Source organism: Microbacterium sp. CCNWLW41, from assembly GCF_037083505.1.
Genome location: NZ_JBAOJP010000007.1, coordinates 354,754 through 380,940, shown reverse-complemented (window position 1 = coordinate 380,940; position 26,187 = coordinate 354,754). Strand labels below are relative to the sequence as shown.

Genomic DNA, 26,187 nt, shown 5'->3' with positions numbered 1-26,187 from the left:
GCACACGGGTGTCCGACTGAGGAGACCGCATGTCCATTCCCCTGGCAGATCCTGCCCCGCTCGCCGCCGGAACCCTCCGGGTCACCCCTCTCGGCGGGCTGGGCGAGGTCGGTCGCAACATGACCATCTTCGAGTTCGACGGCAAGATCCTCGTCGTCGACTGCGGCGTGCTCTTCCCCGAGGAGCACCAGCCCGGCGTCGACCTGATCCTGCCCGACTTCGAGCCGATCAAAGACCGCCTGGACGACATCGTCGGCGTCGTCCTCACCCACGGCCACGAGGACCACATCGGTGCGGTGCCCTACCTCCTCCGCCTGAAGAACGACATCCCGCTGATCGGCTCCGGGCTGACCCTCGCACTGGTCGAGGCCAAGCTGAAGGAGCATCGGATCAAGCCCTTCACCCTGACCGTCCAGGAGGGGCAGGAGGAGCGGGTCGGTCCCTTCGACCTCGAGTTCGTCGCGGTGAACCACTCGATCCCGGACGCTCTGGCCGTGGCCATCCGCACGCCCGCGGGCATGGTGCTCGCGACCGGCGACTTCAAGATGGACCAGCTCCCGCTGGACGGCCGCATCACGGACCTGCGCGCCTTCGCGCGTCTGGGCGAGGAGGGCGTGGACCTGTTCCTCGTCGACTCGACGAACGCGGACGTGCCGGGCTTCACGCCGACGGAGCGTTCGATCGGACCGGTGCTCGACCAGGTGATCGGCAAGGCGCCGCGCCGGGTCATCGTCGCCAGCTTCTCCAGCCACGTCCATCGGGTGCAGCAGGTGATCGACGCGGCCCACGCTCACGGCCGCCGCGTCGCGTTCCTCGGGCGCAGCATGGTGCGCAACATGACGATCGCCGAGCAGCTCGGCTACCTCAAGGTGCCCGACGGCGTCCTCATCGACTACAAGAAGGCGCGCGACCTGCCGGACGACCGGATCGTCTACATGTCGACCGGGTCGCAGGGCGAGCCCATGGCCGTGCTCAGCCGCATGGCGAACCTCGACCACGCGATCGAGCCGGGCGAAGGCGACACGGTGATCCTGGCGTCCAGCCTGATCCCCGGCAATGAGAACGCGGTCTATCGCGTCATCGACGGGCTGACGAAGCTCGGCGCGAACGTCGTCCACAAGGCGAACGCGCGCGTGCACGTCTCGGGGCACGCCGCGGCGGGCGAGCTGCTCTACTGCTACAACATCCTGAAGCCCGGGAACGTCCTTCCCGTGCACGGGGAGTACCGCCACCTGATCGCGAACGCCAAGCTCGCGCAGGACACCGGGATCCCCGAGGAGCGCACGATCATCGCCGCCAACGGCACCGTGATCGACCTCGCGGACGGCGTCGCTCGTGTGGCCGGCCAGCTCGACCTCGGCTTCGTGTACGTGGACGGCTCCACGGTCGGCGAGATCACCGACGCGGACCTCAAGGACCGGCGGATCCTCGGCGAGGAGGGGTTCGTCTCGGTCATCGTGGTCGTGGACTCCGCGACCGGGCGGATCATCTCGGGCCCGGAGATCCACGCCCGCGGCGTCGCCGAGGACGACGCGGTGTTCGACGACGTGGCTCCGAAGATCGTCGCCGCCCTGAAGGAGGCGTCGGGCAACGGCGTGCGCGACACCCACGCCCTCTCGCAGGTCGTCCGTCGCACCATCGGCCGCTGGGTCAACCAGAAGCTGCGTCGCCGCCCGATGATCGTGCCGCTCGTCATCGAGGCGTGACCGGGGCTCCGCAGAAGCCCGGAAATCCCGGGAAACCCGCGTCACTGCGGGCGGATGTCGGCCCGCGGCCGTAGCGTGGAGGCATGCCCAGGAGTACGAGTGCGACCAAGAGCGGACAAGCGTCCGAGAAGTCCTCGACGCGCTCCCGCTCCGGTTCGGCCTCGGCCTCCGCGCCGAAGCGCCGGAGCGCGGCCGCGCCGAAGAAGTACATCGACGAGCCCGACAAGCTCAACGTCGCCGTGCGCGCGTGGCTCGGGCTGGCCCATGGCGTCGGGGGACTCTTCCGCGCCTTCGGGCCGGAGGCCCTGGAGAAGGAGCAGCGTCGGGACGGCTTCCCGTTCCTGCTCGTGCTGCTCGCTATCGCCGGGGCCGTCAACGAGTGGTTCTTCATCGGCAACGACGTCGCGTCCAACATCAGCGCGTACTCGGTCGGCCTGCTCGTCGGACGGGTCGCGTTCGTCATGCCGGTCCTCCTGATCCTCCTGGCCGGCTGGCTCTTCCGTCATCCGTCGTCCGTGCACGACAACGGCCGCATCGGCATCGGGTTCGGCCTGTTCACGCTCGCGCTCGCCGGCTTCTGCCACGTGGCCGGTGCCCGACCGCACCCGCGTCAGGGGATGCCGGCGCTCAGCGAGTCCGGCGGGCTGTTCGGCTGGCTGGTCGCCGAGCCGCTCGCGATGCTGTCGCCCGTCGTCGGCTACATCGTGTTGGGCCTGCTCGCCGCCCTCAGCGTCCTCATCCTCACCAAGACCCCGCCGAACCGGATCGGCTCGCGTCTGGGCGACCTGTACGCCTGGATGTTCGACGCGGAGCGGACGCCGAAGGAGAAGAAGGAGAAGAACGCTCCTGCCGACGAGGACGTCGAGGTCGAGGGGCCGAAGGACGACGACGCGCTGCCCTGGTGGCGCCGGAACAAGACCGGTCGCGAGGAGGACCCCGACGACACGCCCACGGTCCCGACGTCGATGCGGGGCTCCCAGGACCTCACGGAGCTGCTGCCCACGACCGACACGGCCGGGGATCAGACGCCCGCGTACGACCAGGCCGTCATCCGCGACGACCCGTACGACGCGGCGACCGAGGTGCTGTCGGACGTGCGCTCCGTGGCCGACGCCCTCGCCGAGCAGCAGAGCACGGCCCTCCTCGACGACGGATCGGACACCGGGGAGTATCCGGAGCTCGCGGGCTTCGACGGCTTCGGCACGGACGGTCCCGGCGAACGCGGCCCGCAGGCCCCGGTCGCCCCGTACGTGCTGCCGTCCCCGGGGACGCTGAGCGCCGGACCGCCGGCCGTCGCGCGCTCCGAGGCGAACGATCGCGTCGTCGAGCAGATCACCAACGTCCTGACCCAGTTCAACGTCGATGCGAAGGTCACCGGCTTCTCCCGGGGCCCGACGGTCACGCAGTACGAGGTCGAGGTCGGCCACGGCGTGAAGGTCGAGAAGATCCTCCAGCTCAGCAACAACTTCGCCTATGCCGTGGCGTCGAACGACGTCCGGATCCTGTCGCCGATCCCCGGCAAGAGCGCGATCGGCATCGAGATCCCCAACGCGGACCGCGAGACGGTGTCCCTCGGCGACGTCCTGCGCTCCACGGCCGCGCAGAAGAGCACGCACCCGCTGACCATCGGCGTCGGCAAGGACGTCGGCGGAAACTTCGTCGTCGCCAACCTCGCGAAGATGCCGCACCTGCTGGTGGCCGGCTCCACAGGCTCGGGCAAGTCCAGCTTCGTGAACTCGATGATCACGAGCCTGCTGATGCGCGCCCGCCCGTCGGACGTGCGGATGGTCCTGATCGACCCGAAGCGGGTCGAGCTCACCAGCTACGCGGGCGTCCCGCACCTGATCACGCCCATCATCACGAACCCGAAGAAGGCGGCCGAGGCGCTGCAGTGGGTCGTGAAGGAGATGGACATGCGGTACGACGACCTCGCATCGTTCGGGTTCCGCCATATCGACGACTTCAACCGGGCCGTGCGTGCGGGGGAGGTCGAGGTGCCGCCCGGCAGCGAGCGGGTCCTCAAGCCGTATCCGTACCTGCTCGTCGTCGTCGACGAGCTGGCGGACCTCATGATGGTCGCCCCGCGCGACGTCGAGGACTCCATCGTCCGCATCACCCAGCTCGCGCGTGCATCGGGCATCCACCTGGTGCTGGCGACGCAGCGGCCGAGCGTCGACGTCGTCACCGGTCTGATCAAGGCCAACGTCCCGTCCCGGCTCGCCTTCGCGGTGACGAGCGTCACCGACAGCCGCGTGATCCTCGACGCCCCGGGCGCGGACAAGCTCATCGGACAGGGTGACGCCCTGTTCTCCCCGATGGGGTCCTCGAAGCCCTTCCGCCTCCAGGGCGCGTGGGTCGAGGAGAGCGAGATCGACGCCGTGGTCAAGCACGTCACCGGCCAGGCCCGCCCGGAGTACCGTCCGGACGTCCAGGAGGCCATCGAGACGAAGAAGAAGGAGGTCGACGAGGACATCGGCGACGACCTCGAGCTTCTCCTCGCGGCCGCCGAGCTCGTCGTGTCGACGCAGTTCGGCTCGACGTCGATGCTGCAGCGCAAGCTGCGTGTCGGTTTCGCGAAGGCCGGCCGCCTCATGGATCTCCTCGAATCGCGCGAGATCGTCGGCCCCTCCGAGGGCTCCAAGGCGCGCGATGTCCTCGTCACGGCCGAGCAGCTTCCCGGCGTCCTCGCCCGGCTCCGGGGCGACGAGCCGCCCGCCGCGCCGTCGGCGCCCGCGTCTGCGCCCGCGGCGGGAGCACCGGCGGCGGACGACCCGTACGGGGCCGATCCTCTGGAGGAGCAGTATCGCGACCTTCCGGTGGTGGAATCGGAAGGCGACGAGGACGCCTGGGGACTGACGGGACGCGACTGATGGCCATCCCGCGGCAGCTGCCCAACGCGATCACGGTGGCGCGCATCCCGCTCGCCGTCGTGTTCTTCGTGCTCCTGCTCATGGGCGGCACGGCGGGCCTTCACGACCTCGTCCTCCGGTGGATCGCCGGCGCGCTGTTCATCCTGGCGATCTCGACGGACTGGGTCGACGGGTACCTGGCGCGCAAGTACGACATCGTCAGCGACTTCGGAAAGCTCTGGGACCCCATCGCGGACAAGCTGCTGACCGGTGCGGGATTCCTCGGGCTCGCGATCCTCGGTGAGGTGCCCTGGTGGATCGTCGTGGTCATCCTGGTGCGGGAGTGGGGGATCACGGTCCACCGTCTGGTGATCGCCAAGGAGCACGTCGTCGCGGCGGCGTGGATGGGCAAGGTCAAGACGGCCGTCCAGGGCGTCGCTCTCGGATGGGCGCTGCTGCCGCTCCACGTGTTCGTCGGGATGACGCCGTGGACGGTGGTCACCATGGTCCTCATGGTCGTGGTGCTGGTGCTGACGGTGGCCAGCGGCATCGACTACGTGGTGGCTCAGGTGCGCGGGGCGCGGAGCGGGCGGACCGGGGAATGAGCGCCGAGGCGCTGCTGGCGGAGCTTCGACGGCGCGGGTGGACCGTGGCCGTCGCGGAATCGCTGACCGGCGGAGCGCTCTGCGCCGAGCTCGTGGCGGTCCCCGGCGCCTCCGACGTCCTCCGCGGAGGAGTGGTCGCCTACGCGACCCCGATCAAGCACAGCGTCCTCGGCGTCGACGCAGAGCTCCTCGCCGCGCACGGGCCGGTGCACCCCGAGGTGGCGCGACAGATGGCCGACGGGGTGCGTTCGGCACTGGCCGTCGACGGACGCGCGGCGGATGTCGGCGTCTCGACGACCGGCGTCGCCGGGCCCACGCCGCAGGGCGGGCAGCCCGTGGGGACCGTGCACATCGGCGTGAGCATCGGCGAGCGGTCGACGAGCCGGGCGTTCCGGTTCGACGGGGACCGGGCCACGGTCCGCGCGGCGAGCGTCGAGGCGGCGATCGCGGCCGTCTCCGACGTCCTTTCCGGGAGCGAGGAATAAGAGCGACGACACCGAAGTTGAGTCCTGTGTGCTCACATTCAAAGCACAGGATGAAAAAGTAGATTCGATGACAACAGGTCGGGTTAGACTGACGATCCGTTCGGACGCGAGATCCGACACGGGCCTTGAGGAGAGGGGGTTCCGATGATCCTTGTACGACAGGAGATCGGCGACGTGCTGCGGGACTTCCGACTGCAGAAGGGTCGCACGCTGCGCCAGGTCGCCAGCAAGGCCTCGGTCGCCCTCGGTTACCTCAGCGAGGTCGAGCGCGGTCAGAAGGAGGCGTCGAGCGAGATCCTCGCCTCCGTGGCGGAGGCGCTCGACGTGCCTATCTCGACGATCATGCGCGAGGTGGGCGACCGCATCTCGGTGCTCGAGGGCATCCAGGTCTTCCCGGACGTCGTTCCGGACGACCTCGTGGCCTCGGTCGAGCCGGAGCTGTCGCTGCGCTGACCCCTCGGGGTCGGTGTATCGACGCGTGGAGCACCTCCGCGTGCGAAGAAGCGAGTTCCTCCGCGCCGTCGACGGCGAGTTCGGAGCCCGGGCGACGGCGTTGCTGGACGACCTGGTCCTGACCACCCTCGGCACGCGCACGGCGTCCGAAGCGCTCGCGGCCGGCGTCCCGCCGCGGGAGATCTGGCTTGCACTGTGCGAGGAGACGGACGTTCCGGCGCACCGCCGCTACGGAGCAGGGCGTCAGGAGCCGAAGCGCTCCTGACGCCCTCGTCGCGTTCTCGGCGTGTTCGATGACACGGCAGTCGATCGTCGGCGTGTCATCGAAGCTGTGTTCGAGAGGCGGGTATCGTTCTGCACAGATGACAACGAGGTGTCGTTGTCCACGGATGATCCCGGAGCCGACGCGAATGTCGGTGGCCCCGCATACCGTGGCAGACGGACCGAAGAGGTCATGCGCCTTGTCGGAGAGTCGCCCCAGCCGGGGCAGCCGCGACAGCCTACAGGCGGCAGTACGCGAGCAAGAAGGAGCATCCCATGCCATCACCCGCAGACCGCGAACGGGCCCTCGAGTCGGCCCTCGCTCAGATCGACAAGCAGTTCGGCAAGGGTTCGGTCATGCGACTGGGCAGCGACGAGCGTGCTCCCGTCGAGGTCATCCCGACCGGTTCCATCGCCCTCGACGTCGCCCTCGGCGTCGGCGGACTGCCGCGCGGCCGCATCATCGAGATCTACGGACCGGAGTCCTCCGGTAAGACCACGCTGACGCTGCATGCGATCGCCAACGTCCAGCGCGCCGGAGGCATCGCGGCGTTCGTCGATGCGGAGCACGCGCTCGACCCCGAGTACGCCAAGAAGCTCGGCGTCGACATCGATCAGCTGCTCGTCTCCCAGCCCGACACGGGTGAGCAGGCGCTGGAGATCGCCGACATGCTGATCCGCTCCGGCGCGATCGACCTCGTCGTCATCGACTCGGTCGCGGCCCTGGTTCCCCGGGCTGAGATCGAGGGCGAGATGGGCGACTCCCACGTGGGTCTGCAGGCCCGCCTGATGTCGCAGGCGCTGCGCAAGCTCACCGGTGGCCTGAACCAGACGAAGACCACGGCGATCTTCATCAACCAGCTCCGCGAGAAGATCGGCGTCTTCTTCGGTTCGCCGGAGACCACCGCGGGTGGTAAGGCGCTGAAGTTCTACGCCTCGGTACGTCTGGACATCCGCCGGATCGAGACGCTGAAGGACGGCAGCGAGGCGGTCGGGAACCGGACCCGCGTGAAGGTCGTGAAGAACAAGATGGCTCCGCCGTTCAAGCAGGCCGAGTTCGACATCCTGTACGGCACGGGCATCTCGCGCGAAGGCAGCCTCATCGACTTCGGCGTCGACCACGGCATCGTGAAGAAGTCCGGGGCCTGGTACACCTACGACGGCGACCAGCTCGGGCAGGGCAAGGAGAACGCCCGGAACTTCCTGATCAACAACCCGGACATCGCCGCCGCGATCGAGACGCAGATCAAGCAGAAGCTGGGCGTCGGCGGGGCAGCGGCTCCGGAGGCCGCGCCCGCGGACGAGCTGGCGCAGCGGCGTCCCGCCTGATCCGGAAGCGATGACCATGTCTCGACGCGACTCGATGAGTGCGGTGGGTCATGCATAGCGGGGGCGGGCCGTCGGAGGACGACCGGCTCGCTCCCGTCATCCCGTTGTTCGGCGGCGCCCGCCGACCGAACGCGGCGACGGCGGAGGAGCCGCAGAGGGCACCGAGCTCGCGACACCCCGCGCATCCGTCTCGTCGGTCGACGTTGGGGGAGTCGCCGCGACCGCTCGCCACGGACGAGCGGGCGGACCGCTTCTCCCGGAGAGATGCGACCGACGAGGCTGGCCCGGGGGTCGAAGAGGCGACCGAGTACCTCGTGCGTCGGCTGAGGACAAAGCAACTCTCCAGCCGGGAAGCGCGGGAGGCACTGCGTGAGCAGGGCGTCCCGGCGGACGACGCGGCGGACGTGATCGCCGAGTTCGAAGAGCGCGGCTACCTCAACGATGCGGCGCTGGCGGAGTACCTCGTGACCGCGGGGTCCCAGCGCAAGGGGCAGGGGCGCGTCGCGATCGGTCGAACCCTCCAGCAACGCGGCATCCCTCGGGAGACCGCTGATGCGGCGCTGGCCGAGCTCGAGGACGACGACGCCGATCGCGCGCTGGAGTTCGCCCGGAGCAAGGCCGCATCGCTCGCGCGATACGACGAGGACACCGCGATGCGGCGCCTGGTCGGGCAGCTCGCGCGGCGTGGCTACGGCGGCGGTGTCGCGATGACGGCGGCCAGGACGGCACTGCGGGAGAACACCCGCTCCTCGGGAGCACGCGGACGCGTCCGCTTCGAGGACTCCGACTGACGCCGTCGAGCATCGGGCGCCCGCGGGGCCGGGCGGCGGTACATCGATCCGGATCCGTTCGGAGGGCGGACCCGGGTGCTCCGACCGACCGTAGAATGGCTGACATCATGAGCACTCCAGCCAGTGAGCCGACGATCATCGCGCCCTCGATCGCAGCGTTCGACGACGCGGGACGCCCGCGCACCTACGAGGTCCGCACCTTCGGGTGCCAGATGAACGTGCACGACTCCGAGCGTCTGTCCGGTTCCCTGGAGAGCGCCGGCTACGTGCGGGTGGACGAGGGCGCGGAGGCCGACGTCGTCATCATCAACACCTGTGCCGTTCGCGACAACGCCGCGGGCAAGCTCTACGGCACCCTCGGTCACCTCAAGTCCCGCAAGGACAAGCACGAGGGCATGCAGATCGCGGTGGGCGGCTGCCTGGCGCAGATGGACAAGGACGCTGTGCTCGACAAGGCGCCGTGGGTCGACGTCGTGTTCGGGACGCACAACATGGGCTCCCTCCCGGGTCTGCTGGAGCGCGCCCGGCACAACGGCGAGGCCGAGATGGAGATCCTCGAGTCCCTCGAGGTCTTCCCCTCCACGCTGCCCACGCGGCGGGACTCGGCCCACAGCGGGTGGGTCTCGATCTCGGTCGGCTGCAACAACACGTGCACGTTCTGCATCGTCCCGAGCCTGCGCGGCAAGGAGAAGGACCGCCGCCCGGGAGACATCCTGAACGAGATCCGCCTCCTCGTCGAGGACGGCGCGATCGAGGTGACGCTGCTCGGGCAGAACGTGAACTCGTACGGTGTCGAGTTCGGTGATCGACAGGCGTTCGGAAAGCTGCTGCGTGCGGCCGGGCAGATCCCGGGGCTGGAGCGGATCCGCTTCACGAGCCCGCATCCGGCGGCGTTCACCGACGACGTCATCGACGCCATGGCGGAGACGCCGAGCGTCATGCCCCAGCTGCACATGCCTCTGCAGTCCGGCAGCGACCGGATCCTCCGCGCCATGCGCCGCTCCTACCGCAGCGAGCGTTTCCTCGGGATCCTCGACCGCGTCCGCGAGCGCATCCCGCACGCCGCGATCTCGACGGACATCATCGTGGGCTTCCCCGGCGAGACGGACGAGGACTTCGAGGACACGATGCGCGTCGTCGAGCAGGCGCGGTTCGCGAACGCCTTCACGTTCCAGTACTCGATCCGCGAGGGCACCCCGGCGGCCACCATGGAGGACCAGGTTCCCAAGGAGGTCGTGCAGGAGCGCTACGACCGCCTGATCGCCCTGCAGGAGCGGATCTCCCTCGAGGAGAACCAGAAGCAGCAGGGACGAGAGATCGAGGTGCTGGTCTCCGTCGGCGAGGGCAAGAAGGACGCGGAGACCCATCGCCTCACCGGGCGCGCGGAGGACAACCGTCTCGTGCACTTCGAGGTTCCGGAGGGCTCCGACATCCCGAGGCCCGGTGACGTCGTGACCGTCACGGTGACGCACGCCGCGCCGTTCCACCTCCTCGCGGACTCCCCGGACGGGAAGCCGCTGCGCATCCGTCGCACCCGCGGCGGGGATGCATGGGACCGGGCGCAGGCGGAGAGCTGCGGGGTTCCGGCGCCCGCCGACGGCGCGGGGGCCCGCCCCGTCTCCCTCGGGCTGCCGACCCTGCGCGTCGGCGTGTGACCCTTCCGGGATCGGACGCGGTCGGCTCGGGCCACGGTGGGCGTGCGCCTCGGCTGTGGGCGGTCGTCGGAGCCACCGGGACCGGGAAGAGCGAGCTCTCCCTGGATCTCGCCGAGGCCCTGGCATCGCACGGGGTGCGGGCGGAGGTCGTCAACGCCGACGCCATGCAGCTGTACCGCGGGATGGACATCGGCACGGCCAAGCTGCCGGTGTCCGCTCGGCGCGGCATCCCGCATCATCTCCTCGACGTCCGGGAGGTCACCGAGGAGGCGGCCGTGGCGTGGTACCAGCCGTTGGCCCGCTCGGCGATCGAGGACATCCATGCCCGCGGTGCCGACGCGATCCTCGTCGGCGGATCGGGGCTGTACGTGTCGAGCGTGCTCTACGACTTCCGGTTCCCGCCCCGGGACGAGACGGTGCGTGCGCGCTGGGAGTCGGAGCTGGTGGAGAAGGGGCCGGCGGCGCTGTTCGCGCAGCTGGCCGAGCGGGATCCGGTCACCGCGCAGCGGATCGACCCGCGGAACGGGCGTCGGATCGTCCGGGCCCTGGAGGTCCTGGAGCAGGGGAGCGCGACCCACGGCGCGGCTCTGCCGGACCGCCCCGTGCCGTGGCATCCGCGGACGCGCATCCTCGGGCTGACGGTGGAGCGGTCGGTTCTCGTGGAGAGGCTCGATCGACGCGTGGAGCGCATGTGGCAGGAGGGATTGATGGCCGAGGTGGAGCAGCTGCGCGAGCACGGCTTGGAATCGGGGATCACCGCGCGTCGCGCGATCGGGTACGCCCAGGCGCTCGCGCAGGGCTCCGGGGAGCTGTCGGAGGCGGACGCGATCGCCCAGACCCAGGCGTTGACCCGGCGGTACGCGCGCCGTCAGGTGTCCTGGTTCCGGCGGTACGAGGACGTCCGCTGGCACGACGCTCTCGCGGGAACGGCCTCGTTCCTCCGGGAGGCTGTCGCCGAGGAGAGGCCCCGATGACGGCGGCAGCACGGCTCCGCGCGTTCGAACCGAGCGACACCGAGGCCGTCGTCGCGCTCTGGGAGGAGGCCGGGCTCACGCGACCGTGGAACGATCCGCGTGCGGACATCCTCCGCAAGCTGTCCGTACAGCCCGAGCTCTTCCTCGTCGCGGTCGATCCGACGGACCGCATCGTGGGCTCCGTCATGGCCGGGTACGACGGGCACCGCGGGTGGCTGTACTACCTCGCCACCGCCGGCGCCGCACGGGGGCAGGGGATCGGTCGGCTCCTCGTCACGGAGGCGGAGCGGCTGCTGACGGAGATGGGCTGCCCCAAGGTCCAGCTGATGGTCCGGCGGGAGAACGAGCAGGTCCTCCGGTTCTACGAAGGGCTGGACTACGAGCCGGTCGACGTCGCGATGATGGGCAAGCGGCTGATCGCCGACAGCCTGGGGTCCTGACCGCACGGCCGAAGATGTCCGTGGCCCCGGGGATGATGGGCGCATGGCGACTCACTACTTCACGGCGTCCTCGCTGGACGGCTTCCTGGCGACGACCGACCACTCGCTCGACTGGCTGCTTTCACAGGACATCGACATGGAAGGGCCCATGGCCTATCCCGGTTTCGTCGAGGGGATCGGCGCGCTCGCGATGGGCGCCTCCACATACGAGTGGGTCATGCGCAACGAGGAGGGGCGGTGGAGCTATCGTCAGCCGACCTGGGTGTTCACGCATCGCGATCTCGACCTTCCGACGCGGGGGGATGTGCGGCTCACGCAGGCAGACATCCCGACCGTCCACGCCGAGCTGGTCGAGGCCGCGGGAGACAAGGACGTGTGGATCGTCGGCGGCGGGGATCTGGCGGGACAGTTCGCCGATGCGGGACTGCTGGACGAGGTCTGGGTGCAGTACGCTCCGGTCACGCTCGGCGCGGGGATGCCGCTGCTTCCGCGCCGGCTCGACCTCGAGCTGCAGGAGGTGGCGCGCAACCGGGCCTTCCTGTGCGGCCGATACCGGGTGCTGACGGGCCGGGAGAACGTCTGACCGGAGCGTTCTGCTCTGAGCGGATCCGCTCGATGCCGTCGCCGCCGCAGGCCTAGCATGTGGCCATGACCGACAACGCCCCGCGCCCCGCGCCTGAGCCCGACGCATCCGTCCCCGACTCGCCTCGTCCCGTCGCGCCGCTGCGGGAGCCCGAGCCGCTCTGGCGGGAGGTGGTCGGCGACCTGCTCCGCGCCGAGCGGATGGAGCGGGGCGAGACGCTGGTGGAGACCTCGCGGCGTGCCGGCGTCTCCCCGCAGTACCTGTCGGAGATGGAGCGGGGCATCAAGGAGCCGTCCAGCGAGATGCTGGCCGCTGTCGCGGGCGCCCTCGACCTCACGCTGCTGGATCTCACGCTCGGCGTCGCGGAGCGAATGGCTCCCCGCGCCGTCCCCGCGGCGGTGACCGCGGCGACGTTCTCGCGGGCGGCGTTCGCCCTCGCGGCGTGACGACGGGGCCGACCGGGACACCGGCCGGCCCCATCGCGCGAGCGTGATCAGGGCGCGAGCTCCCGGCGTTCGGCGATCACCTCGTCCACGATCCCGTACGTCCGTGCGGCGTCCGCGGTCAGCACCAGGTCCCGATCGGTGTCGGAGCGGAGATCCTCCGCCGCCCGGCCGGTGTGCGCGACGAGGATCCGTTCGAGCTCGCTGCGCACGCGCACGATCTCGTCGGCCTGGAGGATGAGGTCGGGGATCGCGCCCCGTCCCTGTCCGGCCGGCTGATGCAGCACGATCCGCGAGTGCGGGAGGGCAGCGCGCTTGCCCTTCGCCCCTGCGGCGAGGAGGACGGCCCCCACGGAGACCGCCTGACCCATGCAGAACGTCGCGACGTCGGAGCGGATGAAGCGCATGGTGTCGTACACGGCGAGCATGGCGCTGGGATCCCCGCCCTCGCAGTTGATGTAGAGCTGGATGTCCCGGTCGCCGCCCTGGGCGTCCAAGTACAGGAGCTGGGCCACGAGGGAGTTGGCGACATCGGAGTCCAGCGGCGTGCCGAGGTAGATGACCCTCTCGGCGAGCAGGTGCGAGTACACGTCCATGACCCGGTCGCCGCGGGGCGTCTGGGCGACGACGTTGGGGATGAGGAACTGGGCCATGTCAGGCTCCTTCCCGAAGCGGGGCGGGTTCGGCGACGAGGCCGACGGCGCGGCGTGCGATCTTCGGCATGATGACGGGGAACGACGACGTGATCTCGTCGATGAAGCCGTACTCGAGCGCCTCCTGGGCACTGAACCAGCGATCGTGCAGGGAGTCCTCGAAGACCCGGTCCAGGGGCTGGCCGGTGTCCTCGGCGATGAGCCCGAGCACCGTGTCCCGGGTCTGGCGGAGGTCTGCGGCCTGCAGTTCGACGTCCACGGCCGTGCCGCCGATCCCCGCGGATCCCTGGTGCAGCAGGACGCGGCTGTGCGGGAGCGCTCGGCGCTTCCCCGGTGTCCCCGCGGACAGCAGGAACTGGCCGGCGCTGCAGGCGAGCCCGAACGCGACGGTGCCGACGTCGCACGGGACAGCGCGCATGAGGTCCCGGATCGCGAGCATGGCCGGGACCGAGCCGCCAGGGGAGTGGATCCACAGGGTGATGTCGGCCTGGTCGTCGTCGGCGGCGAGGGCGAGCAACTGCGTCATCAGCAGCACACCGTTGTCGTCGTCGAGGGGGCCGTCGAGGACGAGGATCCGACGGGCGTAGAGCATGCGACGGGTGTCCGCGTCGAACAGGTTGCGTGGAGCGTCTTCTGTCATGCGACCAGCCTGCGACGCGGCGGATCGGCGCGGTCCCTGATCCGCCGTGGGCTGATCCACCCTGAGCGGATGGCGGTCCAGGACCGGCCCGTAGACTGGGGCGATGGTCGCATTCGCCAAGGGTCACGGCACCGGGAACGACTTCGTCATCATCGCCGACCCGGACGGAGAGCTCGACCTCTCGCCGGAGCAGGTCGCCGCGCTGTGCGACCGGCACTTCGGCATCGGTGCGGATGGGCTGCTGCGCGTGGTGCGCTCGCGCGCGCTCCCCGAGGGGGCGGCGGCTCTCGCGGAGGAGCCGGCGGCGGAGTGGTTCATGGACTACCGCAACGCCGATGGCTCCATCGCCGAGATGTGCGGGAACGGCGTCCGCGTCTTCGCGCACTATCTGCTGGGCTCCGGCTTCGCCGAGCTGGAGCACGGCGCGACGCTGCCGATCGGGACCCGTGCGGGCGTGCGCGACGTGATGCGCAGCGAGACCGGTTATCAGGTGGATCTGGGGCGCTGGCGTCTCGCAGGCGGTGAACCGCTCGCTCGTGCCCACGGCCTCGGCGTTCCCCGGCCGGGGCAGGGGATCGACGTGGGGAACCCGCACGTCGTCGTCGCCCTCGCCTCGGAGGAGGAGCTGGACGGCCTCGACCTCACTCGGTCGCCGGAACTCGCCCCTGCCCCCGAGGCCGGGGCCAACGTGGAGTTCGTCGTCCCGGCGGATCCCCTCGTCCAGGACGGGGTCGGACGCGTCCGGATGCGGGTGTTCGAGCGAGGCGTGGGAGAGACGCTGAGCTGCGGGACGGGTGTCGCGGCGACGGCTCTCGCCGTGCGGCACTGGGCCGGGTCCGCGGCACCGGACGCCTGGCGGGTCGAGGTTCCCGGCGGGGTCCTCGGCGTGCGGATGTTCCCCGCGGAGGACGGCGAGCACGTCGCCTTGTCCGGTCCGGCGCAGATCGTGTTCCAGGGCGAGATCGACCTCGCCTGACGCTGCTCGTCCCGGTGAAGGTCAGATGACCGGGATGCCCTCGGTGGGAGGCGTGCCGTGGCGGCGCACCTTGAGGACGCGGAAGCCACGGCCCGTGGCGGCGCGGTACACGCTGTAGCCGGGGGAGAAGGTCGCGGCGAGCCAGCGCTGCAGGGAGTCCGATCCGAGGTTGCGGCTGACCACGAACCAGCCGTCGCTGCGCTCGTCCAGCCGCGGGATCCAGCGCTCCAGGAGCCCGTGCAGCTCGTTCTTGCCGACGCGGATCGGAGGGTTGGAGCGGATGGTGCGGAAGACGACGTCGTCGGGAACATCGTCGGGCGTGACGGCGTTGACGTTATCGAGTCCCAGTTCGGCGGCGTTGCGGCGCACGAGATCCAGGGCGCGCTCGTTGACGTCGACGGCCCAGATCGTCGCGTGCGGGGCGCTCAGCGCGAGAGAGATGCTGATCGGACCCCATCCGCAGCCGAGATCGAGGAGGTTGCCGCCAGGCGGGGGAGGCGGGGTGTTCGCGAGCAGCACGGACGTCCCGGCGTCCAGATGATCGGGACTGAACACCCCGGAGGCGGTGGTGAGTTCGAGTTCACGGCCCGCAAGCGTGACCCGGATCCGACGCAGGTTCTCAGGGCTTGCGGGGGCCGCAGTGAAGTAGTGGTCGGACCCCATACGGTGAGCGTAGCGGAGAGCCGGGGCTAAGGTTAAGGCGCTCTTCCGGTACGGAGAGCGACAGAAAGGTGCGGATGACGCAGTCCACGACGAACGACGATCACGACGACGCGATCGAGCGCGTCCTCAAAGCGGGGGAGCAGCGCACGCAGCCGCGGGTCTTCGGCGCCGCACAGGCGCTGCAGGACGAGGCGACGGCGACATACTCCTCTGCGGACGGCGAGCAGTGGGACCTCGAGGACCGGCATGCGCTGCGGCGCGTCGCCGGGCTGTCCACCGAGCTCGAAGACGTCACCGAGGTCGAGTACCGACAGCTCCGTCTGGAGAACGTGGTCCTGGTGGGCGTGTACCCCCAGGGCGCGCAGGAGGACGCGGAGAACTCGCTGCGCGAGCTCGCGGCGCTGGCGGAGACCGCCGGTGCCGTCGTCCTCGACGGCGTGCTCCAGCGCCGCCCGCACCCGGATCCCGCGACCTACCTCGGGCGGGGAAAGGCGCAGGAGCTGCGTGACATCGTCGCGGCGCTCGGCGCCGACACGGTCATCGCCGACACCGAGCTCGCGCCCAGCCAGCGCCGCGCGTTGGAGGACGTCGTGAAGGTCAAGGTGATCGACCGCACGACGGTGATCCTGGACATCTTCAGCCAGCACGCGAAGAGCCGAGAGGGCAAGGCCCAGGTCGAGCTGGCCCAGATGGAGTACATGCTTCCGCGGCTGCGCGGCTGGGGCGAGTCCATGAGCCGCCAGGCGGGTGGGCAGGTCGGCGCCGGCGGGGCCGGGATGGGGTCGCGCGGACCCGGTGAGACGAAGATCGAGCTGGACCGCCGACGCATCCGGACGAGGATGGCGATCCTGCGCAAGCAGATCCGCGACTTCGCTCCCGCTCGCGAGGCCAAGCGCGCGGAGCGCAAGCGCAACACGATCCCGTCGGTGGCCATCGCCGGGTACACGAACGCCGGCAAGTCGAGCCTGCTGAACGCGCTCACGAGCGCGGGCGTCCTCGTCGAGAACGCCCTGTTCGCGACGCTCGACGCCACGGTCCGGCGGACGGAGACGGCCGACGGCCGCGTCTACACGCTGACGGATACGGTCGGGTTCGTCCGGAACCTCCCGCATCAGCTGGTGGAGGCGTTCCGATCCACGCTCGAAGAGGTCGCGGACTCCGACGTCATCGTCCACGTGGTCGACGGGTCCCACCCGGACCCCGCCGGTCAGCTCCAGACCGTTCGCGACGTGATGGGCGACGTCGGCGCGCGCGACCTGCCGGAGATCGTTGTCTTCAACAAGGCCGATCTGCTGGACGACGACGAGCGGCTCGTGCTGCGGGGCCTCGTCCCGGGGGCGCACTTCGTGTCGTCCCGGACCGGCGAGGGGATCGAGGAGCTGCGGGCGACGATCGACGAGACCCTGCCGAAGCCGGCGGTGGAGATCCGTGCGGTCGTCCCCTACGACCGCGGCGATCTCGTGGCCGCCGTGCACGAGACCGGCCTGCTCGTCTCGGCCGAGCACGAGGAGGCGGGGACGGCGATCCACGCCCACGTGTCGGAGCGTCTGGCCGCGGAGCTGGCTCCGTTCGCCGTCTGACGCGGGTCAGGCGCCGAGGCGGCGCTTCTGATCGGGGCTCAGGAAGCTCGCGCGCACGCTGGTGCGCGCGAGCTCCGCGAGCTCGTCCGCGGTCAGCGAGAACGTGCGGGCCAGCGCTCGCAGGTTGTCGTCCAGGTAGCCTCCGAAATACGCCGGGTCGTCGGAGTTGATCGTGACCTGGAGCCCCGCGTCGAGCGCCTGCCGGAGGGGGAAGTCGGACAGCTCCGGGATGACCCGGAGGCGGGTGTTGGAGAACGGGCACATCGTCAGCGGGACGCGGTCGGCGGCGAGCCGTGCGACCAGCGCGGGGTCCTCCAGCGCGCGGTTCCCATGGTCGATGCGCTCGGCCCCGAGGACGTCCAGGGCCTGCCAGACGTAGTCGGCCGGTCCTTCCTCTCCCGCGTGCGCGACGAGCCGCAGCCCGGCGTCCCTGGCGCGGTCGAACACGCCCGCGAAGAGCGACGGCGGGTATCCGACCTCGGCCGAGTCGAGTCCGAGGCCGGTGACCGCGAAGCCGGTGTCGAGGACGCGATCCAGCATGCGGGCGGCGTCCTCCACCGGGTCGTCCCGGAGGACGCAGACGATGATCGACGCGGTGATGCCGGTCTGGCCGCCGACCTCCGCGATCGCCCGATGGAGTCCCGCGAGGACCACCGCCTCGGGGATCCCGCGCTTCGCGTGCGCCTGCGGATCGACGAACATCTCCGCGTGGCCCACGCCGCCGGCGTGGGCGCGACGGAGGTATGCCGCGCCGAGCGCGAAGAAGTCGTCCTCCGTCTGGAGCACCCGCATGTTGTCGTAGTACAGGTCGAGGAACGACTGCAGATCCGTGAACCGGTAGGCCTGCTGGAGCTCCTCCTCGGAGGCGTACGGCAGAGTGAGCCCCTTCGCCCGGGCGAGCTGGAAGATCGTCGCCGGCTCCAGGGTTCCCTCGATGTGCACATGGAGCTCGCAGAACGGCGGGTTCTCTTTCGCGGCCGGGGCTGTCGTCATCGGATCCGAAGTGGGCATGGGGTCACCGTAGCCGCTCGCCGCGCCGTTCGTGGTCAGCGTCCCGCTTCGTAGGTCGGTTGGTCCTCGGGGAGCGTGAACGAGACGGCCTTGCCTTGTGCGCGGGCATAGGCGATCTCACGGCGCGTGGAGTCGCCCACATATCCGCCGGGGTTCACGACCAGCACGCGGTCGGCCAGGTCGATCTTGCGCAGATGCAGAGCATCCAGCACGGCCTTCTGCAGCGGCGTGACCGGACCGTTCGCCTCCCCGGGCGCGAGAACGATGATCCCCGCGAAGGTCAGCTCTCGGTTCGCCTCGCGCATCTCTGTCGCGAACCGTGCGGATCCACAGATACAGACGATCTCCGGTCGTTCCTGCAGGGGAGTGCTCCGTTCGGTATCGCTCATGACGGGCGTGTCTGCGAGCGAGGGGGAAGCAGGTAGCGGGTGAGGAAGCGCCCGGCGTCTTCGCCCGCGGACTGCGGGACCCCTGTGTGGCCGCCCAGGTTGGCGTTGAGCGTCTTCTGGGGCGACGCGAAAGCGTCGAAGAGATCGAGGGCCATCTGCCGGTCGTTGCCCTCATCGTCCCACTGCAGGAGAACGTGCACCGGGATCGTGACTCGACGGGCGTCCTCCATGATGGTGCGGGGAACGTAGCTGCCGGCGAAGAGGCTGGCCGCCGTGATGCGTGGTTCGATGGCGGCGAGGCGTGTGCCGATCGCAATGACCCCGCCGGAGAATCCGACCCGGTCGCCGATCTCGGGAAGCGCGAGGACTTCGTCGAGAGTGGTCTGCCACTCCGGCACCGCCCTGTCGACGAGCGGGAGCACCAGCCGATCGATGATGTCCTCTCCCGGACGCTCGCCAGCGGCGATCGCGCGGACGAGGTCCGCGCGAGCGCGATCCGCGCCGGGCAACGGGTGTCGGTCACCTGCGCCGGGCAGCTCGACGGAGACCGCCGCCAGTCCATGCGCGGCGAAGCTCCGCGCGCGAGCGGCCAGGCGAGGATACATTCGTCGCATCCCGATCCCGCCTGGCTGGCCCATCAGGATGAGTGGAACCGGTGCGAATGCGGAAGCGTGTGGCGGTGTCCAGAGGATTCCGGGGACGTCATCGAGGGTGAACTCACGCTCAGTGACGCCTTCGTTCAGATTCTGTGCAGAGGTGAAGTGCATGGTCATACCTTTTGGGGAGAGCTGCTGGTCGGCGGCGCTCCCGGACGACCTATCGCCCGACCGTGACCCCATCGAGGAGCACCCACAACACATCGTTCACGGGTACCACCTCCTCAGATTCCTTCACGACCCGGCAACCATATCACCGCGACCCATCACCGCGACCCGCGAGTTTCCGCTGGACAACCAGACGGGCTCGTCGGTGCTGCACGGGTGGGCGCGACCTCCGTATGAGCCCGCGGAGGATCCGCCGGACAGGCCCTTGGGCGTTCCTGCAGGGGAGTGCTCCGTTCGGTCATGCCCCTGTGGCGTCTCTGCGTTCGATCGGCCCCGAGGCGTCGCGTATCGGATCATCCTGGCCGAGACGGCCAGCCGATTCACACATGCTCCGATCTCACGTCGCGGGCGGGCTTGTCGCCGTCAGTGTGTGGGCGTGGGCATCCTCCGGCGGAACGAACTGCCCGTTCGAGACCACGATGCCATTCGGCGTGGACGCCGCCGAGGCCAGAGCCTTCGTGAACGTGCGGTCGAGGACGGGAGGCTCGGCCGCGTCGAGCTCGAAACACATCGAGATGCTGGGGTGGTTCCAGACGGTGGTCTGTCCGGGAGGGTAGGGGCTCGCCTGCATGACGGTCAGGCCGAGGGCGTCGGCGCGGCGCAGGTACTTCAGGATCTCGAAGCGCAGATGCGCGACCAGACGGTCGTCCATCTCGAACAGGTGGTCATCGTTGCCGTAGTGGGGACGTGCGTCGGCGTCAGTCGATCATGCGATCTCGTGCGTACGCCGTAACGGCGTCGAAGGTGAGGTCTTCTCGCAGGATCTCGGCGCGGGTGAACCAGCGCGCCCCGGACACCTCTCGTGTCTCGTACGTGACCGCTTCCCCGGGGTCGGCGACGAGCTCGAACATCATGTCGATGTGGATGTGTTCCGTATCCCGCGGACCCGGCGGGATCAGCTGGGCGCTCATCGTCAGCGGTGAAGGGAGCTGAACGTCGAGCACGCCCCGTAGCCCGAGATCCAGTGCTTTTGTTGCTCGGTGGGCCGCGCGCACGCCTGTCTCTTCCCACACCTCTCGGAGAACAGCGTCGGAAGGAAACTCGTCCACTTCGACATGACCGCCCGGCGGAAGCCAGCGGCCGAGCTTCCGGTGGAACACCATGAGCAGTTCCGAACCCGTCGGGTCGGTCGTGTAGCCCGTGACGGTGAGGTGCTTGCGCAACTCAGGGGCACGCGTCATCAGATCCGTCACCTGCGGGTCGTCGATGTGGGGGAGCATGCGCTGAAGGGTACACAGGTGATCGTGGTCGGCCCGGCAGCGGCGCCGGGAGGGCCGACGGCGGCCTCGTTCGATCCGCAGCAGCCCCGTACGGGGCCGTGACGGCTTTCTCGTCGTCTGAGCGATGCTCGGAAGACGACCAGGGGCCCTGCCCCGGAGAGGGCGCCTCGCCGATGCGCACCCGGGAACCGAAAGACGGCAACGATGTGCCGGCCCAGGTCGCCTGCTAGTGTCCCGAAACTATGACACGTACAATACCGCGCGCCTCGCGAAGGCCCACCTGGTGGCTTCTCTTCCTCGCCGCGGTCCTGTGCGTGTTTCCGGTTCTCGTCATGGCCGGAAGCCAATACGTCGATCGTGGCGACAATGTCGTAGGGAGTTGCTTCTATCTCCCTACGCCGGAAGACGCGGCGTCAATAGACAATGCCCTGCGTCAGGCATCGTTGACGGCCGTTCCCGCAGGGATCCTCTGCGAATGGGATCGCGCCGGTGGCGGGACGGTCAGTGTTCAGACTGGTTGGCCGACGACGGTCGCTGGTATGGCCGGAACTGTGCTGCTGGTCGTGTTCACGGCTGCGGCTCTCCGATGGCCACGGGCGGGACGCCGGTTCGTGACCGTGATCCCGCTCGCGCTGGGAACCGCACTGTGGATCGTGGTCTTCCTCAGCGCGCACACCGTCGCCGCCTAACGTCTCGCGCCCCTATGCCGGAACGGTCGTCGCATGGCCCCTCTGCGAGGAAGCATTTCGTGGACCTCAGGGGTGCCTCACGAACGCGACTCAAGCGGTCCACGCACACAGGAAGAGAAGAAGCTACATGTCCCGCATATTCGTCCTCATTCATGGCGCATGGCACGGAGGATGGGCCTGGCGGCCAGTGGCTCAAGAGCTGCGGGCCAGAGGACATCTCGTGCTCACCCCCACGCTGCCAGGTCTCGCAGACGGCGACGACCCGCGCTCGCACTCGTTGTCCGATGTCGTCGACTTCCTCGTGGACCTTATTGAGCGGCGCGATCTTCGGGACGTGACTTTGGTCGGACACAGCTGGGGCGGGTATCCGATGACCGGAGCCGCGCCGCGATTGGCCTCCCGGCTTGCGAAGCTCGTCTACTGGAGCGCCTTCGTGCCGAACGACGGCGTTCCTCTGCTCGATGAAGTGCCTCCTGCCTACGTGGAGACCTTCACGAGGCTGGCAGCCGCGTCAGGCGACAACAGTGTGTCGTTGCCTTTCGATATCTTCGCGTCAGCGTTCATGCAGGACGCGAGCGACGACGTGCAGCGAGTCGTGCACCGACTCCTCACTCCTCAGCCCATGCAGTACCTGACCGAGTCGGTGGCGGCCGTCGACCCTGCGGCGTTGGGTGTTCCTGCAGGCTACGTGTTGTCAGAGGACGACAGAGCGCTGCCTCCCGGAGAGTGGGAGTTCGCGTCGCGATTCCCACAACGACTCGGAGTCGCGACTCCGATTACGACCCCGGGAAGCCATGAAGCCAACTTCACCCGGCCTGCCGAGCTCGCCTTGAGTCTCCTCGACGCCTAGGATCTCGTGGTGCTCCCCGAGAGGGTCCGGCCGAGGAGCACCACGAGATCCCCTCCCAGAGGCGCCTTCACCGCCGTACGGTGGCGATCGGATTCGTCCTTGGCCCGCATCCGCGGTCGTGTGACCGCGCGTGCGGAACCGGTGGTCGCTGAAGGCGACCACCGGTTCACGGTCGGGACTCAGCTCACATCGGCGGTTGGATGTCCTGCTTCGCGTTCCACTCCGTGACCTCGGTCGTCGCGGTCAGGTCAGGGGTGGCCTCCGTGACTCCCAGGACGGCGTAGTCCGCCGTGACCTGCATGGAGATATCGACCATCACCCCCGCCGTCTCATGCCGACCGGTGACCGCGAAGACCTGCTGGCCGAGAACCTCCTGAGTCCCGACGATGTTGAGCGTGCCCTTGGCGATGGTGAACCGATTGGTGGGATCGAACTGGTCGATCGCTTGAGCTCCTGAGCTGAGCGCGGCGACCTTCTCGTCCGACGAGGTGGGATCTCCCACGACCCAGTCACCCCCGGTCGGCTTTACCCAGAAGCTGTCACCGATCCGGATCGTGGAACCGAGCTCGTTCTCCAGCGAGTATGCCCCGTCAGAAGGATTCACCTTCATTGTGCTCACCACCGTCCCCGCGGTCGCCTTCGCCGCGTACCCCGCGGACCCGCGTCGGGCCTCCTTGGCGCAGTCGATGAACTCTTCCGCCTCGATGATGCCCCCGGCGCTGAGAACGGGGCAGTCTCCGGGCGTTGGGCCATCATCCGCGGGCTTGTCCGTCTCCGCCGGCTTCTGTGTCTCCGCGGGCTTCTGCGTTTCGGCAGGTTTCGCAGCTGTCGTTGCCGAGGGCTTCGGGGTCTGTCCGGTTGCCGGTGCTGCCGTGGAACAGCCAGCGAGGGCCAGAGCGGCGAGAAGTGCTGTGCCCGCCATGATCTTGCTGATGCGCATTGCGTCTCCTTCTTGGTCACGGGTGGCCGGTGCCCGCGATCAAAGCGTCGGCGCGGCTCCCCCCCGCCGCGATAGTCGCATGAGCTCGCACACCGGCCTCGAGCACCGTAGCCAGCACCCCGGTGAACACTGGGCGGCTGGACGAACGTCGTACGTGCTTCCGCGTAGAGCGGTGCTTTCTCTGCGACACGACCTCCACGGACTCGAGTTCGGGCTGGACCGGCTCAGCGCTGAGCTCATCGCGGAGATCGAAGCATGGGCGCGCGAGTTCAACGCGCAGTTCGACGATGAACGCGGGTGGACGTCCCCCGTGGCTGAGGTGACGTACCTTCGCAAGGGCCGAGAACTCCTCGACAAGCTGCGAGGCGAGCTTGGCGACGGATTTCATTGTCCCGCTATGGTCGCCGTATGTCCGGGGCCTCCGACTATCACTCGCAAACGACGGAAGGCCTGCTCGGATTCACGCCCGAGCAGGCCTTCCGTCGTTGGTGTGGTGCACCCCCTGGGACTCGAACCCAGAACCCACTGATTAAGAGTCAGTTGCTCTGCCGATTGAGCTAGAGGTGCGTGGCCGGTGTTCCCCGGCCGAGGAACAACACTAGCAGGGGATCCGTAGGACGCGAAATCGAGCCGGGTCCGACCCGCCGGGTATCCTGAGGACGTGTCTGAAACCCCCGCTGCCGCCGACTTCCGGGGTGACCTCGAGCTCGCCCTCCGCCTCGCCGACGCCGCCGACGCCCAGTCGCTCCCGCGCTTCGACGCGGCCGATCTGACGGTGTCGCTCAAGGCGGACCACTCCCACGTCACCGACGCTGATCTGGCGACGGAGCGCGCGATCCGTGCCATTCTCCAGGCCGAGCGTCCCGAGGACGGCATCTTCGGCGAGGAGTACGGAGCAGAGGGCGGAACGCACCGCCAGTGGATCATCGATCCGATCGACGGCACCGCCAACTTCCTGCGCGGCGTTCCGCTGTGGGGCACGATGATCGCCCTCGCCGTGGATCACAAGCCGCTCGTCGGCGTGGTGAGCATGCCCGCCCTCGGGCGGCGTTGGTGGGCCGGCGCGGGCCTCGGCGCGTGGACGGGCACGGAGGTCGAGCCTCGCCGGATCCACGTCTCGGACGTCTCCTCCCTCGACGAGGCGAGCGTGAGCTTCCAGAGCATCGCCCAGTGGGACGAGGCCGGCCATCTCGACGACCTGGTGACGCTGAGCCGTCGCGTCTGGCGGGACCGCGCCTACGGAGACGTCTTCTCCTACATGCTGCTCGCCGAGGGGCGCATCGACATGGTGGCCGAGTTCGACGTGAAGGAGTACGACATCGCCGCCGCCTTCGCCATTGTCGCGGAGGCGGGAGGCCGCGCGACGGCGTTCGACGGGCGGAAGACTCTGTCCGGACGCTCCGCGCTCGCCACCAACGGGCGCTTGCACGACGCTTTCCTGGGCCTGCTCGGCGGACCTCCGTCGGCACCGGCGGACACCGCATGACGGCGCGGGCGCCGCGCAGACTCCTCCCGGCCGTTCTCGCGGTCGGGATGATGGCGATGCTGAGCGCCTGCAGCCCCTCCGCCTCGGGCGCGGGCACGGGAAGCGGGGCGCCCTCCTCGCCGTCCGAGGACACGGCCGGATCCGCGACCCCGTCCGATCAGCCGACCGGACCGCCCACGTGCGACACCCTGATCTCGGCCACGACCGTCGATGCGCTGAAGAAGCTCGGCTGGACCTCGGAACAGCGCGAGTTCTCGGTCGGGCCGGAGGTGGTCCCCGACGGCCTCCTCTGCCTCTGGGCGGACTTCACCCACGCATCCGACCGCGGGCAGATGTACGGATGGGCGCCAATCGACGCCGAGCGCGCGACGGCGCTTCAACAGCAGCTCGTCGAGCAGGGGTGGATCCGTGAGGACAGCGACCGCGGTGTCTACATCACCATCGACCCGGACTTCGCGTTCGAGAAGGACGCGGACGGCTACGGATCGACCTACCTCTTCGGCGACGGCTGGGTGACGTTCTCGGACACGCGGCAGGGACTGGTGCTGATCGAGGCACCACGCTGAGACCGTCCGGCGGGCGGCGCCGGACGGAGCGACGACAAGGAGGACCGTGATGCGACTGGCCATGGTGGGACTCGGCCGGATGGGTGCGAACATCGTGCGGCGGCTGCTGCGCGACGGGCACGAATGCGTGGTGTACGACGTCAACCCGGCGGCGGTCGCCGAACTCGTCGCCGAGGGAGCGGTCGGGGCCGAGAGCATCGCGGACCTGGCGACGCAGCTCGACGGCCCCCGCGTCGTGTGGGTGATGATCCCGGCGGGGATCACGGGCCAGGTGGTCGACGAGGTGGCGGCGGTGCTGGAGCCGGGAGACGTCATCATCGACGGCGGGAACTCCAACTATCACGACGACGTCCGCCGCGCCGAGGCGCTGCGCCCGCGCGGCCTGCACTACGTGGACATCGGCACGAGCGGCGGGGTGTTCGGCCTGGAGCGGGGCTACTGCCTCATGGTCGGCGGTCCGGAGGAGGCGGTCACGCTGATCGAGCCGATCCTCCGCACGGTCGCCCCCGGCGCCGGAGACGTGGAGCGCACACCTGGGCGCGAGGGCGAGCTGGCCCCGGAGGAGCTCGGCTACCTGCACTGCGGGCCGTCCGGCGCGGGCCACTTCGTGAAGATGGTGCACAACGGCATCGAGTACGGCGCCATGGCGGCGCTCGCCGAGGGGCTGAACCTGCTGCACAACGCCGACGCGGGCGTCCGCGAGGCGGAGCATTCCGCGGAGGTCGCCCCGCTGGAGCAGCCGGAGTTCTACCAGTTCCCGATCGACACGGCGAAGGTCACGGAGCTGTGGCGTCGCGGCTCGGTGATCTCCTCCTGGCTGCTGGACCTGACCGCCGCGGCGTTGCACGAGAATCCGACGCTGGACGGGCTGGCCGGGCGGGTCTCGGACTCCGGAGAGGGCCGCTGGACCGTGAAGGCGGCGGTGGACGTGGGGGTTCCCGCCCCGGTCCTGTCCGCGGCGCTGTTCGGCCGCTTCGCGTCGCGCGGCGAGGACCAGTTCGCGAACCAGGTGCTCTCTGCGATGCGGCTGCAGTTCGGGGGACATCAGGAGCGCCCGGCCGGCGACGTGCTGGAGGCGGGCGGACGCAGCGCCGACGCCGGGTGAGCGCACGACGAGGGGCACCGC

General features: G+C 69.5%; 29 protein-coding genes, 1 tRNA gene and 1 pseudogene. 20 read left to right on the top strand and 11 right to left on the bottom strand.

Going from position 1 to position 26,187, the window contains the following annotated elements:
* The first annotated feature begins 29 nt into the window (after positions 1–29).
* The 13 genes from V6R91_RS24500 to V6R91_RS24440 all read left to right on the top strand — a co-directional run bounded on the left by V6R91_RS24500 (position 30) and on the right by V6R91_RS24440 (position 12,577).
* A complete protein-coding gene (locus V6R91_RS24500; protein ID WP_067243578.1) occupies positions 30–1,706 on the top strand; it encodes a ribonuclease J in 1,677 nt (558 codons plus the stop codon).
* Positions 1,707–1,789: 83 nt separating this feature from the next.
* A complete protein-coding gene (locus V6R91_RS24495) occupies positions 1,790–4,576 on the top strand; it encodes an FtsK/SpoIIIE family DNA translocase (protein WP_336397434.1) in 2,787 nt (928 codons plus the stop codon).
* Positions 4,576–5,160 (top strand): CDP-diacylglycerol--glycerol-3-phosphate 3-phosphatidyltransferase, encoded by a 585-nt coding sequence (gene pgsA / locus V6R91_RS24490; RefSeq protein ID WP_271060974.1) that lies wholly within the window; start codon positions 4,576–4,578, stop codon positions 5,158–5,160. Before V6R91_RS24495 ends, pgsA begins: the two co-directional genes overlap by 1 nt.
* Positions 5,157–5,645, top strand: coding sequence for a CinA family protein (locus tag V6R91_RS24485; protein ID WP_271060975.1), 489 nt, complete (start codon positions 5,157–5,159; stop codon positions 5,643–5,645). The genes pgsA and V6R91_RS24485 overlap by 4 nt, the downstream gene beginning before the upstream one ends.
* Before the next feature lie 144 nt (positions 5,646–5,789).
* Entirely contained in the window at positions 5,790–6,098 is a 309-nt protein-coding gene (locus V6R91_RS24480; RefSeq protein WP_025103227.1) for a helix-turn-helix domain-containing protein, read from the top strand.
* A gap of 40 nt (positions 6,099–6,138) precedes the next feature.
* Positions 6,139–6,363, top strand: coding sequence for a DUF3046 domain-containing protein (locus V6R91_RS24475; protein WP_067243652.1), 225 nt, complete (start codon positions 6,139–6,141; stop codon positions 6,361–6,363).
* Between the two features lie 272 nt (positions 6,364–6,635).
* Positions 6,636–7,688, top strand: coding sequence for a recombinase RecA (recA, locus tag V6R91_RS24470; RefSeq protein WP_067243572.1), 1,053 nt, complete (start codon positions 6,636–6,638; stop codon positions 7,686–7,688).
* Between the two features lie 404 nt (positions 7,689–8,092).
* A complete protein-coding gene (locus V6R91_RS36405) occupies positions 8,093–8,479 on the top strand; it encodes a regulatory protein RecX (protein WP_442928176.1) in 387 nt (128 codons plus the stop codon).
* Positions 8,480–8,586: 107 nt separating this feature from the next.
* Positions 8,587–10,134, top strand: coding sequence for a tRNA (N6-isopentenyl adenosine(37)-C2)-methylthiotransferase MiaB (gene miaB / locus V6R91_RS24460; RefSeq protein ID WP_067243650.1), 1,548 nt, complete (start codon positions 8,587–8,589; stop codon positions 10,132–10,134).
* The gene (gene miaA, locus V6R91_RS24455; protein ID WP_336397432.1) at positions 10,131–11,108 is read left to right on the top strand and encodes a tRNA (adenosine(37)-N6)-dimethylallyltransferase MiaA; all 978 of its coding nucleotides are present in this window, start codon (positions 10,131–10,133) and stop codon (positions 11,106–11,108) included. The genes miaB and miaA overlap by 4 nt, the downstream gene beginning before the upstream one ends.
* Entirely contained in the window at positions 11,105–11,548 is a 444-nt protein-coding gene (locus V6R91_RS24450) for a GNAT family acetyltransferase (RefSeq protein WP_336397431.1), read from the top strand. Before miaA ends, V6R91_RS24450 begins: the two co-directional genes overlap by 4 nt.
* 43 nt (positions 11,549–11,591) lie before the next feature.
* Positions 11,592–12,131, top strand: a complete 540-nt coding sequence (locus V6R91_RS24445) for a dihydrofolate reductase family protein (RefSeq protein WP_336397430.1) — start codon at positions 11,592–11,594, stop codon at positions 12,129–12,131.
* Positions 12,132–12,196: 65 nt separating this feature from the next.
* Positions 12,197–12,577, top strand: coding sequence for a helix-turn-helix domain-containing protein (locus V6R91_RS24440; RefSeq protein WP_271060981.1), 381 nt, complete (start codon positions 12,197–12,199; stop codon positions 12,575–12,577).
* A gap of 47 nt (positions 12,578–12,624) precedes the next feature.
* Here the strand turns inward: V6R91_RS24440 and V6R91_RS24435 are convergent, their stop codons facing one another.
* Entirely contained in the window at positions 12,625–13,227 is a 603-nt protein-coding gene (locus V6R91_RS24435; protein ID WP_271060982.1) for a ClpP family protease, read from the bottom strand.
* Position 13,228: 1 nt separating this feature from the next.
* Positions 13,229–13,867 (bottom strand): ClpP family protease, encoded by a 639-nt coding sequence (locus tag V6R91_RS24430; protein WP_336397429.1) that lies wholly within the window; start codon positions 13,865–13,867, stop codon positions 13,229–13,231.
* A 103-nt stretch (positions 13,868–13,970) separates the two neighbouring features.
* Between V6R91_RS24430 and dapF the strand changes: the two genes are divergently transcribed.
* On the top strand, positions 13,971–14,843 hold the full coding sequence (dapF, locus tag V6R91_RS24425; RefSeq protein ID WP_271060983.1) for a diaminopimelate epimerase: 873 nt from the start codon (positions 13,971–13,973) through the stop codon (positions 14,841–14,843).
* 21 nt (positions 14,844–14,864) lie between these two features.
* On the opposite strand, the gene V6R91_RS24420 is transcribed toward dapF, so the two are convergent.
* The gene (locus tag V6R91_RS24420; RefSeq protein ID WP_336397428.1) at positions 14,865–15,506 is read right to left on the bottom strand and encodes a class I SAM-dependent methyltransferase; all 642 of its coding nucleotides are present in this window, start codon (positions 15,504–15,506) and stop codon (positions 14,865–14,867) included.
* Positions 15,507–15,580: 74 nt separating this feature from the next.
* Here V6R91_RS24420 and hflX point away from each other — a divergent pair, with 74 nt between their 5' ends.
* The gene (gene hflX / locus V6R91_RS24415) at positions 15,581–17,086 is read left to right on the top strand and encodes a GTPase HflX (protein ID WP_231821126.1); all 1,506 of its coding nucleotides are present in this window, start codon (positions 15,581–15,583) and stop codon (positions 17,084–17,086) included.
* A 6-nt stretch (positions 17,087–17,092) separates the two neighbouring features.
* On the opposite strand, the gene V6R91_RS24410 is transcribed toward hflX, so the two are convergent.
* The 5 genes and pseudogenes from V6R91_RS24410 to V6R91_RS24390 all read right to left on the bottom strand — a co-directional run bounded on the left by V6R91_RS24410 (position 17,093) and on the right by V6R91_RS24390 (position 20,530).
* Complete coding sequence (locus V6R91_RS24410; RefSeq protein WP_336397427.1) at positions 17,093–18,097, bottom strand: adenosine deaminase; 1,005 nt, start codon at positions 18,095–18,097, stop codon at positions 17,093–17,095.
* Between the two features lie 35 nt (positions 18,098–18,132).
* On the bottom strand, positions 18,133–18,402 hold the full coding sequence (locus tag V6R91_RS24405) for a hypothetical protein (protein WP_442928175.1): 270 nt from the start codon (positions 18,400–18,402) through the stop codon (positions 18,133–18,135).
* Positions 18,403–18,482: 80 nt separating this feature from the next.
* Positions 18,483–19,100 carry an alpha/beta hydrolase gene (locus V6R91_RS24400; protein WP_336397426.1) on the bottom strand — a complete coding sequence of 206 codons (618 nt, stop codon included), beginning with the start codon at positions 19,098–19,100 and terminating at the stop codon, positions 18,483–18,485.
* A 547-nt stretch (positions 19,101–19,647) separates the two neighbouring features.
* A pseudogene (locus V6R91_RS24395) lies at positions 19,648–19,980 on the bottom strand (DUF7882 family protein); the annotation flags it as partial.
* A gap of 28 nt (positions 19,981–20,008) precedes the next feature.
* Positions 20,009–20,530 carry an NUDIX hydrolase gene (locus V6R91_RS24390; RefSeq protein ID WP_336397424.1) on the bottom strand — a complete coding sequence of 174 codons (522 nt, stop codon included), beginning with the start codon at positions 20,528–20,530 and terminating at the stop codon, positions 20,009–20,011.
* Positions 20,531–21,069: 539 nt separating this feature from the next.
* Here V6R91_RS24390 and V6R91_RS24385 point away from each other — a divergent pair.
* Positions 21,070–21,219 (top strand): hypothetical protein, encoded by a 150-nt coding sequence (locus tag V6R91_RS24385; protein WP_336397423.1) that lies wholly within the window; start codon positions 21,070–21,072, stop codon positions 21,217–21,219.
* 127 nt (positions 21,220–21,346) lie between these two features.
* Entirely contained in the window at positions 21,347–22,069 is a 723-nt protein-coding gene (locus V6R91_RS24380) for an alpha/beta fold hydrolase (protein WP_336397422.1), read from the top strand.
* 184 nt (positions 22,070–22,253) lie between these two features.
* On the opposite strand, the gene V6R91_RS24375 is transcribed toward V6R91_RS24380, so the two are convergent.
* The 3 genes from V6R91_RS24375 to V6R91_RS24365 form a co-directional block, all read right to left on the bottom strand.
* Complete coding sequence (locus V6R91_RS24375) at positions 22,254–23,009, bottom strand: hypothetical protein (RefSeq protein ID WP_336397421.1); 756 nt, start codon at positions 23,007–23,009, stop codon at positions 22,254–22,256.
* A gap of 16 nt (positions 23,010–23,025) precedes the next feature.
* Positions 23,026–23,397, bottom strand: a complete 372-nt coding sequence (locus V6R91_RS24370) for a hypothetical protein (protein ID WP_336397420.1) — start codon at positions 23,395–23,397, stop codon at positions 23,026–23,028.
* Between the two features lie 103 nt (positions 23,398–23,500).
* Positions 23,501–23,576: transfer RNA gene (locus V6R91_RS24365), tRNA-Lys, on the bottom strand.
* 94 nt (positions 23,577–23,670) lie between these two features.
* Between V6R91_RS24365 and V6R91_RS24360 the strand changes: the two genes are divergently transcribed.
* From V6R91_RS24360 to gnd, 3 genes are read left to right on the top strand one after another with little or no spacing between them, the layout of a single operon-like run.
* A complete protein-coding gene (locus tag V6R91_RS24360) occupies positions 23,671–24,495 on the top strand; it encodes an inositol monophosphatase family protein (RefSeq protein WP_271063048.1) in 825 nt (274 codons plus the stop codon).
* On the top strand, positions 24,492–25,061 hold the full coding sequence (locus V6R91_RS24355) for a hypothetical protein (RefSeq protein WP_336397419.1): 570 nt from the start codon (positions 24,492–24,494) through the stop codon (positions 25,059–25,061). The genes V6R91_RS24360 and V6R91_RS24355 overlap by 4 nt, the downstream gene beginning before the upstream one ends.
* A 49-nt stretch (positions 25,062–25,110) precedes the next feature.
* Positions 25,111–26,166, top strand: a complete 1,056-nt coding sequence (gene gnd, locus V6R91_RS24350; RefSeq protein ID WP_219085580.1) for a phosphogluconate dehydrogenase (NAD(+)-dependent, decarboxylating) — start codon at positions 25,111–25,113, stop codon at positions 26,164–26,166.
* Positions 26,167–26,187 lie beyond the last annotated feature (21 nt).